This is a genomic window from Leptobacterium flavescens (genome assembly GCF_010671605.1).
GTDB lineage: Bacteria > Bacteroidota > Bacteroidia > Flavobacteriales > Flavobacteriaceae > Leptobacterium > Leptobacterium flavescens.
The window spans coordinates 551534-563378 of the sequence record NZ_JAABOO010000001.1 but is presented as its reverse complement, the minus strand read 5'-3'; the positions used below and the strand labels follow the sequence as shown (position 1 = coordinate 563378).

Sequence of the window (11845 nt, the reverse complement as noted above, 5' to 3'; positions counted from 1 at the left end):
TATAAAGTATCCCGCGTAAGGCGGGATGCTTTTAAATACGGGTGTAGCTCAGTTGGTAGAGCACTGGTCTCCAAAACCAGGTGTCGGGAGTTCGAGTCTCTCCTCCCGTGCAATTAGAGATTAAGATTAAAATATGGGTCGAACAAAAAGTTTAACCCGGTAGGAGATGGGAAATCCCTCTCCGTACAAAGACAAGAAATATGGGAATAATTAGATACATCAGAGAATCATATGAAGAATTAAGGGCTAATGTAACCTGGCCGTCATGGGCGGAAGGTCAAAACCTTATGGTGGTTGTAGCTGTGTTTTCTATTATATTCTCTTTGGCTATTTGGGGTGTGGATACAGGTTTTCAGAAACTTATCAGTCTCTATTTCGATTTAATAGGTTAACTAATACGAATTAAGGGTAATGGCAGAAGCGTTAGTGAAAAATTGGTATGTGGTTAGGGCTGTAAGCGGTCAGGAAAATAAGGTGAAGACATACATTGAAAATGAAATTGCTCGCCTTGGTTTTTCAGATTACGTGGATGAAGTACTTGTGCCTACCGAAAAAGTTGTTCAGGTTCGCAACGGAAAGAAAATTAACAAGGAAAGAGTTTATTTTCCTGGTTATGTGATGGTAAAAGCGAATTTGGGCGGAGAGATAGTACACATCATTAAATCGATAACCGGTGTTATCGGTTTTCTTGGTGAAGTAAAAGGGGGAGACCCTGTGCCACTTAGAAAAGCAGAAGTAAACAGAATGCTAGGAAAAGTTGATGAGCTTTCTGTAAAAACTGATAATGTGGCTATTCCTTTTGTTCTTGGAGAAACTGTTAAGGTAATAGATGGACCTTTTAACGGTTTTAACGGAACGGTTGAAAAGATCAACGAGGAAAAACGCAAGCTCGAGGTAATGGTAAAGATCTTCGGAAGAAAGACTCCATTAGAATTGAGCTATATGCAAGTAGAGAAAATTTAGAACTGTTACATATAAAAGAGGAGTGCTTCAGCTTCCAGATTTGAAGCATTTCAAAACTAAATTAAAACAATGGCAAAAGAAGTAAGTAAAGTAGTTAAACTACAAGTTAGGGGAGGTGCTGCGAATCCATCGCCACCGGTTGGACCCGCTTTAGGTGCTGCCGGAGTTAACATCATGGAGTTCTGTAAGCAGTTTAATGCACGTACACAGGACAAACCAGGTAAGGTTTTACCAGTTGTTATCACCGTATACACAGATAAGTCATTCGACTTTGTTGTGAAGACACCGCCAGCGGCAGTTCAGCTTATGGAAGCGGCTAAGATTAAAAAAGGATCCGGAGAGCCAAACCGAAGAAAAGTAGCAAAAGTAACTTGGGATCAGGTTAGAACTATTGCAGAAGACAAAATGCAGGATCTAAATGCATTTACCGTAGAATCAGCTATGAGCATGGTTGCAGGTACTGCTAGATCAATGGGATTAACGGTTACAGGTGAAAAGCCTTTTTAAATCTTAAAAGAATCAGAAAATGGCAAGATTAACAAAAAAGCAAAAAGAAGCTTTAGCTAAAATAGATAAGAACAAACTCTATTCCGTTGATGAGGCTTCTGCTTTAGTAAAAGAAATAACAAACGTAAAATTTGATGCATCTGTAGATTTAGCTGTGCGTTTAGGAGTTGATCCGCGTAAAGCAAATCAGATGGTAAGAGGGGTTGTAACACTTCCTCATGGTACCGGAAAAGATGTAAAAGTTTTAGCGCTGGTAACCCCGGATAAAGAAGCTGAAGCTAAAGAAGCTGGAGCTGATTATGTAGGGTTAGACGAGTATCTGCAGAAAATTAAAGGCGGATGGACAGATGTTGATGTGATTATCACTATGCCAAGTGTAATGGGTAAACTGGGACCTCTAGGTAGAGTTTTAGGTCCGAGAGGTTTAATGCCTAACCCAAAAACAGGTACGGTAACTATGGATATTGCCAAGGCGGTATCTGAAGTAAAAGCTGGTAAGATCGACTTTAAAGTAGATAAGACCGGTATCGTTCATGCTGGAATTGGTAAATCGTCTTTCACTGCCGATAAGATTGCAGGAAATGCACAAGAACTTATTCAAACCTTAATCAGATTAAAACCTACAGCGGCAAAGGGTACTTATATAAAGAGCATTTATATGTCCAGTACAATGAGCCCGAGTGTTCAGATAGATCCTAAAGTAGGTTAATTGGTAGTTAATTATTTTAATCATGACTAGAGAAGAGAAATCAACAGTAATAGAAAATTTAACTGCACAGTTAGCTGAAAGTTCAACTATTTATTTAGCTGATATTTCAGGATTGAATGCTCAGAAGACTTCAGATCTAAGAAGGGCTTGTTTTAAAGCAAATATCAAACTTGCAGTTGTAAAGAATACATTGCTTGCTAAAGCAATGGAAGCTTCAGAGAAGGATTTTGGCGAATTACCAACTATACTTAAAGGGAATACATCTTTGATGATCTCTGAAACTGGTAATGCTCCGGCAAAATTGATCAAAGATTTCAGAAAGAAAGCTGAAAAGCCTGTTTTAAAAGGTGCTTTTGTTGAAGAAGCCATCTTTATTGGTGAAGACCAACTGGAAACTTTGGTGAATATCAAATCCAAAGAAGAAGTTATTGGGGATATCATCGGATTGTTACAATCGCCTGCTAAAAATGTTGTTTCTGCTCTTAAATCGAGTGGAGGTAAACTTGCAGGAGTCCTTAAGACTTTATCTGAAAAGTAAAATAGTACGCACTTAACAAATTATATTTTAAAATTTTAAAACGATAGAAAATGGCAGATTTAAAAGATTTTGCAGAACAATTAGTTAACTTAACAGTAAAAGAAGTTAACGAGTTAGCTGATATATTAAAAGAGGAGTACGGGATTGAGCCTGCTGCTGCAGCTGTTGCTGTTGCTGGAGGTGCTGCTGCCGGAGGTGGTGAAGCCGCTGAGGAGAAAACAGAATTCGACGTAATCCTTAAAGCAGCAGGTGGTTCTAAACTTGCAGTAGTTAAATTAGTAAAAGAACTTACTGGTTTAGGACTTAAAGATGCTAAAGACATAGTAGATAGCGCTCCTAAAGCTATCAAAGAAGGCGTTTCTAAAGATGAGGCTGAAGGTCTTAAGAAGTCTTTAGAAGAAGCTGGTGCTGAGGTTGAGCTTAAGTAAGCTCGCCAGGCTTTAAAAACTTGGTTTAGGTCTTAGGAAGGTATCCTTAAGGCCTAAACCCTTTTGCGTATATAAACATATTATACGGTTTTATACGGTTTATTTTTTATTTTAATCAAAATTTCGTCCATTGATGTTCACAAATCAGACTGTAAGATTAAATTTTGCCTCTGCAAAGAATACACCGGAATATCCCGATTTTCTGGATATTCAGATTAAATCCTTCCAGGATTTCTTCCAGTTAGAGACAAAACCAGAGGAAAGAGGTGATGAAGGTCTTTACAACACCTTCATGGAAAACTTCCCGATCACAGATTCACGTAATCAATTTGTTTTAGAGTTCCTAGATTATTTTGTCGATCCTCCGAGATATACCATCCAGGAGTGTATTGAAAGAGGACTTACATACAGTGTGCCTCTTAAAGCAAGATTAAAACTCTATTGTACAGACCCGGAACACGAGGATTTTGAAACTATCGTTCAGGATGTATACCTGGGTACTATCCCTTATATGACTCCTAGCGGTACTTTCGTAATAAATGGTGCGGAACGTGTTGTAGTTTCTCAGTTACACCGTTCTCCCGGAGTATTCTTCGGACAATCATTCCACGCTAACGGAACAAAATTATATTCGGCCAGGGTAATCCCGTTTAAAGGTTCCTGGATTGAATTTGCAACAGATATCAATAGCGTAATGTACGCTTATATTGATAGAAAGAAAAAATTACCGGTTACTACACTATTCAGAGCGATCGGGTTTGAAAGAGATAAGGACATTTTAGAGATCTTTGATCTTGCCGAGGAAATAAAAGTTTCCAAAAGCGGATTGAAGAAAGTTCTCGGAAGAAAACTTGCAGCGCGTGTTTTGAACACATGGCATGAAGATTTCGTTGATGAGGATACAGGAGAGGTGGTTTCTATTGAGCGTAACGAAATTGTTTTAGACAGGGACACAGTCCTTGAAAAGGAACATCTTGATGAGATATTAGACGCAGACGTAAAAACGATCCTTGTACACAAGGAGGAGAATCAGTCTGGAGACTATGCCATCATCCACAATACATTACAAAAAGATCCGACCAACTCCGAAAAGGAAGCGGTAGAACACATTTACCGTCAGCTTCGTAATGCCGAACCGCCGGATGAAGAAACGGCAAGAGGTATTATCGACAAGTTGTTCTTCTCCGACCAGCGTTATAACCTGGGAGAAGTAGGTCGTTATAGAATGAACAAAAAGTTAGGCCTGAATATCGATATGGATAAGCAGGTGCTGACAAAAGAAGATATAATCACGATTGTTAAATATCTGATCGAACTTATCAACTCTAAAGCAGAGATCGATGATATTGATCACTTATCTAACAGACGTGTACGTACCGTAGGAGAGCAGCTTTCTGCTCAGTTCGGTGTAGGTCTTGCCCGTATGGCAAGAACCATCAGGGAGCGTATGAACGTTCGCGATAATGAGGTATTTACTCCTATCGACCTGATCAATGCAAAAACATTGTCATCGGTAATTAACTCCTTCTTCGGTACGAACCAGTTATCTCAGTTTATGGATCAGACGAATCCGTTAGCCGAGATTACGCACAAACGTCGCCTTTCTGCACTGGGGCCTGGAGGTCTTTCCAGAGAAAGAGCAGGATTCGAGGTTCGTGACGTTCACTACACGCATTACGGGCGTTTATGTCCGATCGAGACTCCTGAAGGACCGAACATCGGTTTGATCTCTTCTCTTGGAGTGTTTGCAAAAGTGAACAATATGGGATTCATCGAAACTCCGTATCGCAAGGTAGAAGAAGGAAAGGTAGACCTGAATGAGATTATTTATCTGAGCGCGGAGGAAGAAGAAGAAAAACTGATCGCTCAGGCGAATATCCCGTTAACAAATGACGGAACCATATCTACAGATAAGGTTATTGCCAGAGAAGAAGGTGACTTCCCGGTAGTAGAGCCAACTCAGGTACATTATACCGATGTTGCTCCTAACCAGATAGCATCTATCTCTGCATCCCTGATTCCTTTCCTTGAGCACGATGATGCGAACCGTGCCCTGATGGGATCTAACATGATGCGTCAGGCCGTACCGCTGTTACGTCCTGATTCGCCGATTGTAGGAACAGGATTGGAGCGCCAGGTGGCTTCGGATTCGAGAGTACTTATCAATGCAGAAGGAAACGGTGTTGTTGAGTATGTTGATGCTAATAAAATTATCATCAAATACGACAGGACCGAAGAAGACAGATTGGTAAGCTTTGAAGATGATTCCAAGACTTATGAGTTGATTAAATTCAGAAAAACAAACCAGGGTACTTCCATCAACCTTAAACCTATCGTACAGAAAGGAGACAGGGTTGCTAAAGGACAGGTACTTTGTGAAGGTTATGCTACTCAGAAAGGAGAACTTGCCCTGGGTAGAAACCTGCAGGTGGCCTTTATGCCCTGGAAAGGATATAACTTTGAGGATGCGATCGTGATCTCGGAAAAAGTGGTAAGAGAAGATATCTTTACTTCTATCCATATCGATGAGTACTCTCTTGAAGTTAGAGATACAAAACTGGGAGCTGAGGAATTGACTAATGATATTCCTAATGTTTCCGAAGAAGCAACTAAAGATCTTGATGAGAATGGTATGATCAGGATCGGTGCCGAAGTAAAACCGGGAGATATCCTTATCGGTAAGATCACTCCTAAGGGAGAGTCTGATCCTACGCCGGAAGAAAAATTACTTCGAGCTATATTCGGGGATAAGGCAGGCGACGTAAAAGACGCTTCCCTGAAAGCTTCTCCTTCATTAAGAGGAGTAGTGATCGATAAGAAACTGTTCTCAAGAGCTATAAAAGACAAGCGTAAAAGAGCTAAGGATAAAGAAGATATTACCAAACTTGAAATGGAATACAACAACAAGTTTGAGGATCTTAAAAATGTCCTTATCGAAAAGCTTTTCTCTCTGATCAACGGAAAGACTTCTCAGGGAGTTCTGAACGATCTTGGAGAAGAGATCCTTCCGAAAGGAAAGAAATACACACTTAAAATGCTTCATGCTGTTGACGATTTTGCTCACCTGGTGGGTGGAAGCTGGACAACAGATGATCATACAAATACACTGGTTGCAGACCTTTTACACAATTACAAGATCAAGTTAAACGATCTTCAGGGAGCATTGCGAAGAGATAAATTTACGATCTCTGTCGGTGATGAGCTACCTGCCGGAATCATCAAACTTGCCAAGGTTTATATCGCTAAGAAACGTAAGCTTAAGGTAGGAGATAAGATGGCGGGACGTCACGGTAACAAAGGTATTGTTGCCCGTATCGTTAGAGAGGAAGATATGCCTTTCCTTGAAGACGGAACTCCTGTAGATATCGTATTGAACCCACTTGGTGTACCATCGCGTATGAACATCGGGCAGATATACGAAACAGTACTTGGTTGGGCCGGTCTTAATCTCGGTAAGAAGTTCGCTACGCCAATTTTTGACGGAGCTTCTCTTGAAGAGATCAACAAACTGACCGATGATGCAGGGATCCCGAGATTCGGACATACGTATCTGTTTGACGGAGGAACAGGAGAGCGTTTTGATCAGCCGGCAACCGTTGGTGTGATCTACATGCTGAAACTGGGCCACATGGTAGATGATAAGATGCACGCACGTTCTATCGGACCTTACTCTCTGATCACGCAACAGCCACTTGGTGGTAAAGCACAATTCGGAGGTCAGCGTTTCGGTGAGATGGAGGTATGGGCACTAGAGGCTTATGGAGCATCCAGTACACTGAGAGAGATCCTGACCGTAAAATCTGATGATGTGATAGGTAGGGCCAAGACTTACGAGTCTATTGTTAAGGGTGAAACAATGCCGGATCCCGGATTACCGGAATCATTTAACGTATTGATGCACGAACTTAAAGGTCTAGGTTTAGATATCAGATTGGAAGAATAAAAGGCAGTGGAGCTGCAAAGCTCCGCTTCTTTAATCATTTTATATACTTAATTCGTTATCACCATATATTATGGCAAAAGCAAAAGATAAGAATACAGTTCAGAGATTTAACAAGATCTCTATAGGTTTGGCTTCTCCCGAATCTGTCCTTGCAGCTTCAAGAGGAGAGGTGTTAAAACCTGAAACCATTAACTACCGTACGCACAAGCCTGAGCGCGACGGTTTGTTCTGTGAGCGTATTTTTGGTCCTGTAAAGGATTACGAATGTGCTTGTGGAAAATACAAGAGAATACGTTATAAAGGAATTGTTTGTGACCGATGTGGAGTGGAAGTTACCGAGAAAAAGGTACGTAGAGATCGTGTAGGTCATATCAACCTGGTAGTACCGGTAGCTCATATCTGGTACTTCCGTTCTTTACCAAATAAAATAGGATACTTATTGGGCTTACCTTCCAAAAAGCTCGATATGATCATCTATTACGAGCGTTATGTGGTTATCCAGCCGGGTATCGCTAAAAATGCAGAAGGAGAAGAATTAAGCAAGCTTGATTTCCTTACGGAAGAAGAGTATTTGAATATTCTGGACAGCCTTCCTGCAGAAAATCAATATCTGGAAGATACAGATCCGAATAAATTCATCGCTAAAATGGGAGCAGAATGTCTTATAGACCTTCTTGCTAGAATAAACCTTGATGAGTTGTCATTCGAATTGAGGCACAAGGCTAATCACGAAACGTCTAAACAACGTAAAACAGAAGCCTTAAAGCGTCTTCAGGTGGTAGAAGCCTTCCGTGAGGCTCAGACAAACAGGGAAAATAAACCCGAGTGGATGATCATGAAGGTAGTTCCTGTGATCCCGCCGGAATTAAGACCTTTAGTACCACTTGATGGAGGTAGATTTGCTACTTCCGACCTGAATGACCTTTACCGTCGTGTGATCATCAGAAACAACCGACTTAAGAGACTGATGGAGATCAAAGCTCCTGAAGTGATCTTGCGTAATGAGAAGCGTATGCTTCAGGAATCGGTTGACTCGTTGTTCGATAACACGCGTAAAGCTTCTGCTGTAAAAACAGAATCTAACAGACCGCTTAAATCCCTTTCAGATTCCCTAAAAGGTAAACAGGGACGTTTCCGTCAGAACTTACTTGGTAAACGTGTTGATTACTCGGCGCGTTCGGTAATTGTTGTTGGACCGGAACTGAAATTGTATGAGTGTGGTCTTCCAAAAGATATGGCTGCCGAACTTTACAAGCCTTTCGTTATCCGTAAACTGATAGAAAGAGGTATTGTAAAAACGGTTAAATCGGCCAAAAAGATCATAGATAAGAAAGAGCCTGTGGTATGGGATATCCTGGAGAATGTGTTAAAAGGACATCCGGTTCTTCTGAACCGTGCCCCCACACTTCACCGTTTGGGTATTCAGGCATTCCAGCCGAAACTTATTGAAGGTAAAGCAATTCAGTTACACCCATTGGTATGTACGGCATTTAACGCCGATTTTGACGGTGACCAGATGGCGGTGCACTTACCACTTGGTCCTGAGGCTATTCTTGAAGCACAGTTATTAATGCTGGCTTCTCACAATATCCTTAACCCGGCCAACGGTTCTCCTATTACCGTACCTTCTCAGGACATGGTATTAGGGCTGTACTATATGACTAAGGCAAGAAGATCTACCAAAGAACACCCGATCAAAGGAGAAGGACTTACTTTCTATTCTTCAGAAGAGGTGATCATTGCTCATAATGAGAAGCGTGTAGGCCTTAATGCAATAATAAAGGTAAGAACTAAAGATTTTAATGAAGTTGGAGAACTGGTTCCTCAGGTTATAGAAACTACCGTGGGTAGAGTTCTGTTTAATGAGGTGGTACCGGATGAAGCGGGATATGTAAATGAGGTACTTACCAAAAAATCGCTAAGAGATATTATCGGTAATATTCTTAAAGTGACCAGCGTTCCCGCAACAGCGGAATTCCTGGACAGAATTAAGAATATGGGATATAAGTTTGCATTCCAGGGTGGACTGTCGTTCAGTCTTGGAGATATCATCATTCCTCAGGAAAAGCAGGGAATGATCGATGAAGCAAACAACCAGGTAGATGGTATTATGATGAATTATAACATGGGTCTTATTACAAATAATGAGCGTTATAATCAGGTAATTGATATCTGGACATCTACCAATGCCGGACTTACGGAATTAGCTATGAAACGAATTCGTGAAGACCAGCAAGGATTTAACTCGGTATATATGATGCTTGACTCCGGAGCGAGGGGATCTAAAGAACAGATCCGTCAGTTAACCGGTATGCGTGGGTTGATGGCGAAGCCGAAAAAATCTACAGCAGGTGGAGGTGAGATTATCGAGAACCCGATCCTCTCTAACTTTAAGGAAGGACTTTCGATCCTTGAGTACTTTATCTCTACTCACGGTGCACGTAAAGGTCTTGCGGATACCGCATTAAAAACGGCAGATGCAGGTTACTTAACACGTCGTCTTGTTGACGTATCTCAGGATGTGATCATCAATGTAGAAGATTGTGGTACGCTAAGAGGAATTGAAGTTAAGGCCCTTAAGAAAAATGAAGAAGTGGTTGAATCTCTTGGAGAGCGTATCCTCGGACGTGTTTCACTACACGATGTTTACGATCCGCTTACCGAAGAAATTCTTGTACATGCAGGCGAAGAGGTGACCGAAGATGCAGTTAAGAGAATCAATGCTTCTCCTGTAGAAGCAGTAGAAGTAAGATCTGCATTGACCTGTGAAGCTAAAAAAGGTATTTGTGCCAAGTGTTACGGACGTAACCTTTCTACCGGAAAAATGGTACAGAAAGGTGAAGCAGTAGGTGTAGTTGCAGCTCAGTCAATTGGAGAGCCTGGTACACAGCTTACCCTTCGTACATTCCACGTGGGAGGTATTGCAGGTAACATTTCGGAAGAAAATAAACTTGCGGTTAAATTCGACGGTATTGCAGAGATCGAAGAACTTAAGACCGTAAAAGGAGAAGATGTAGATGGAAATCCTGCAGATATCGTGATCTCACGTACTGCAGAGATCAAGCTTATGGATAAGAAAACCGGGATCACTTTAAGTACAAACAATATTCCTTATGGTTCAACCATCTTTATTAAAGACGGTGCAGAGCTTAAAAGTGGAGATGTAGTTTGTCAGTGGGATCCTTATAACGGGGTAATTATCTCAGAATTCTCAGGGCAGATCGCTTACGAGAACATAGAGCAAGGGGTAACTTACCAGGTAGAGATCGATGAGCAAACAGGATTCCAGGAGAAAGTAATTTCAGAATCCAGAAATAAGAAGCTTATTCCAACCTTATTGATCAAGAGTAATAAAGGAGAGGTTTTACGTTCGTACAACCTGCCTGTAGGTGCTCACATTATGGTAAATGACGGTGAGAAGATCAAGGAAGGTAAGATTCTTGTTAAGATCCCACGTAAATCGGCTAAAGCAGGTGATATTACGGGAGGTCTTCCACGTGTAACCGAATTATTCGAAGCGCGTAACCCATCTAACCCGGCAGTTGTATCGGAAATAGACGGAGTTGTTTCATTCGGTAAGATCAAGAGAGGTAACCGTGAGATCATTGTAGAGTCTAAGATAGGAGAGATCAAGAAGTATCTTGTAAAACTTTCCAATCAGATCCTGGTTCAGGAAAATGACTTTGTAAGAGCGGGTATGCCACTTTCGGACGGTTCTGTAACACCTAATGATATCCTTAATATTCAGGGACCTTCTGCAGTTCAGCAGTATCTGGTAAATGAAGTTCAGGAAGTATATCGTTTACAGGGTGTAAAGATTAACGACAAGCACTTCGAGGTGGTTGTTCGTCAGATGATGCGTAAGGTAGAGATCAAAGATTCAGGAGATACCATCTTCCTTGAAAACCAACTGGTGCATAAAGATGACTTCATCAATGAAAATGATGAGATCTTCGGTAAGAAAGTGGTTGAGGACGCTGGAGATTCTGAAAGCCTTAAGGCCGGACAGATCGTTACTTCAAGACAATTGAGAGACGAAAACTCCATCCTTAAGAGATCTGATAAGAACCTGGTAATTGCTAGAGATGCAGTTCCTGCAACGGCTACTCCGGTACTTCAGGGTATTACCAGAGCATCACTTCAGACCAAGTCCTTTATTTCTGCAGCTTCCTTCCAGGAAACAACAAAAGTACTGAACGAAGCAGCAGTAAATGGTAAAGTGGATACACTTGAAGGATTAAAAGAAAATGTAATTGTTGGTCATAAGATCCCAGCCGGTACCGGTATGAGAGAATACGATAATATTATCGTAGGTTCTAAAGAGGAGTATGATGAGATCATGGCCGGTAAAGAAGAAGTTAATTTTTAATAATGAGCGATCAGGACAATACAAAACAGCAAGGGCAGATCAATATTGAGCTTGATGAGAATACAGCCGAAGGGACTTATTCCAATCTGGCGATCATCAATCATTCTGTATCTGAATTTGTGGTCGATTTTATCAGTATGATGCCGGGAACACCCAAGGCTAAAGTGAAGAGCAGGATTATCCTTACTCCGCAGCACGCCAAAAGGTTTTTAAAGGCGCTGAACGATAACATCAATCGTTTCGAGTCCGCTCATGGTGAGATAAAGGATTACGAACAACCTCAGATCCCCCTTAATTTCGGGCCTACAGGTGAGGCGTAGTTTTTTTAAAATGTATAAGAAGCCCTGACAGTAATTGTCAGGGCTTTTTTTATGCCCGTATTTGGCTC

Annotated in this window: 9 protein-coding genes and 1 tRNA gene; all 10 read left to right on the top strand. The window is 41.3% G+C overall.

Going from position 1 to position 11845, the window contains the following annotated elements; translation table 11 throughout:
• The first annotated feature begins 37 nt into the window (after positions 1-37).
• A tRNA-Trp gene (locus GWK08_RS02550) sits at positions 38-110 on the top strand.
• 90 nt (positions 111-200) lie between these two features.
• A complete protein-coding gene (gene secE, locus GWK08_RS02545) occupies positions 201-392 on the top strand; it encodes a preprotein translocase subunit SecE (RefSeq protein WP_163605338.1) in 192 nt (63 codons plus the stop codon).
• Between the two features lie 19 nt (positions 393-411).
• Positions 412-963 (top strand): transcription termination/antitermination protein NusG, encoded by a 552-nt coding sequence (nusG, locus tag GWK08_RS02540; RefSeq protein ID WP_163605337.1) that lies wholly within the window; start codon positions 412-414, stop codon positions 961-963.
• Positions 964-1032: 69 nt separating this feature from the next.
• Positions 1033-1470 carry a 50S ribosomal protein L11 gene (gene rplK / locus GWK08_RS02535; RefSeq protein WP_163605336.1) on the top strand — a complete coding sequence of 146 codons (438 nt, stop codon included), beginning with the start codon at positions 1033-1035 and terminating at the stop codon, positions 1468-1470.
• Between the two features lie 19 nt (positions 1471-1489).
• The gene (gene rplA / locus GWK08_RS02530; RefSeq protein ID WP_163605335.1) at positions 1490-2179 is read left to right on the top strand and encodes a 50S ribosomal protein L1; all 690 of its coding nucleotides are present in this window, start codon (positions 1490-1492) and stop codon (positions 2177-2179) included.
• 22 nt (positions 2180-2201) lie between these two features.
• On the top strand, positions 2202-2717 hold the full coding sequence (gene rplJ / locus GWK08_RS02525; RefSeq protein WP_163605334.1) for a 50S ribosomal protein L10: 516 nt from the start codon (positions 2202-2204) through the stop codon (positions 2715-2717).
• 50 nt (positions 2718-2767) lie between these two features.
• Positions 2768-3145 (top strand): 50S ribosomal protein L7/L12, encoded by a 378-nt coding sequence (gene rplL / locus GWK08_RS02520; RefSeq protein WP_163605333.1) that lies wholly within the window; start codon positions 2768-2770, stop codon positions 3143-3145.
• A gap of 133 nt (positions 3146-3278) precedes the next feature.
• Positions 3279-7088 carry a DNA-directed RNA polymerase subunit beta gene (gene rpoB / locus GWK08_RS02515; RefSeq protein WP_163605332.1) on the top strand — a complete coding sequence of 1270 codons (3810 nt, stop codon included), beginning with the start codon at positions 3279-3281 and terminating at the stop codon, positions 7086-7088.
• A gap of 70 nt (positions 7089-7158) precedes the next feature.
• The gene (rpoC, locus tag GWK08_RS02510; protein WP_163605331.1) at positions 7159-11457 is read left to right on the top strand and encodes a DNA-directed RNA polymerase subunit beta'; all 4299 of its coding nucleotides are present in this window, start codon (positions 7159-7161) and stop codon (positions 11455-11457) included.
• A gap of 2 nt (positions 11458-11459) precedes the next feature.
• Positions 11460-11777 carry a DUF3467 domain-containing protein gene (locus tag GWK08_RS02505; protein WP_163605330.1) on the top strand — a complete coding sequence of 106 codons (318 nt, stop codon included), beginning with the start codon at positions 11460-11462 and terminating at the stop codon, positions 11775-11777.
• Positions 11778-11845 lie beyond the last annotated feature (68 nt).

Excerpts from the sequence above, each read along its gene's own strand:
- rplA (WP_163605335.1), top strand. The coding sequence starts at position 1,490 with ATGGCAAGATTAACAAAAAAGCAAAAAGAAGCTTTAGCTAAAATAGAT.
- GWK08_RS02505 (WP_163605330.1), top strand. The coding sequence starts at position 11,460 with ATGAGCGATCAGGACAATACAAAACAGCAAGGGCAGATCAATATTGAG.
- rplJ (WP_163605334.1), top strand. The coding sequence starts at position 2,202 with ATGACTAGAGAAGAGAAATCAACAGTAATAGAAAATTTAACTGCACAG.
- rpoC (WP_163605331.1), top strand. The coding sequence starts at position 7,159 with ATGGCAAAAGCAAAAGATAAGAATACAGTTCAGAGATTTAACAAGATC.
- rplL (WP_163605333.1), top strand. The coding sequence starts at position 2,768 with ATGGCAGATTTAAAAGATTTTGCAGAACAATTAGTTAACTTAACAGTA.
- secE (WP_163605338.1), top strand. The coding sequence starts at position 201 with ATGGGAATAATTAGATACATCAGAGAATCATATGAAGAATTAAGGGCT.
- rpoB (WP_163605332.1), top strand. The coding sequence starts at position 3,279 with ATGTTCACAAATCAGACTGTAAGATTAAATTTTGCCTCTGCAAAGAAT.
- rplK (WP_163605336.1), top strand. The coding sequence starts at position 1,033 with ATGGCAAAAGAAGTAAGTAAAGTAGTTAAACTACAAGTTAGGGGAGGT.
- nusG (WP_163605337.1), top strand. The coding sequence starts at position 412 with ATGGCAGAAGCGTTAGTGAAAAATTGGTATGTGGTTAGGGCTGTAAGC.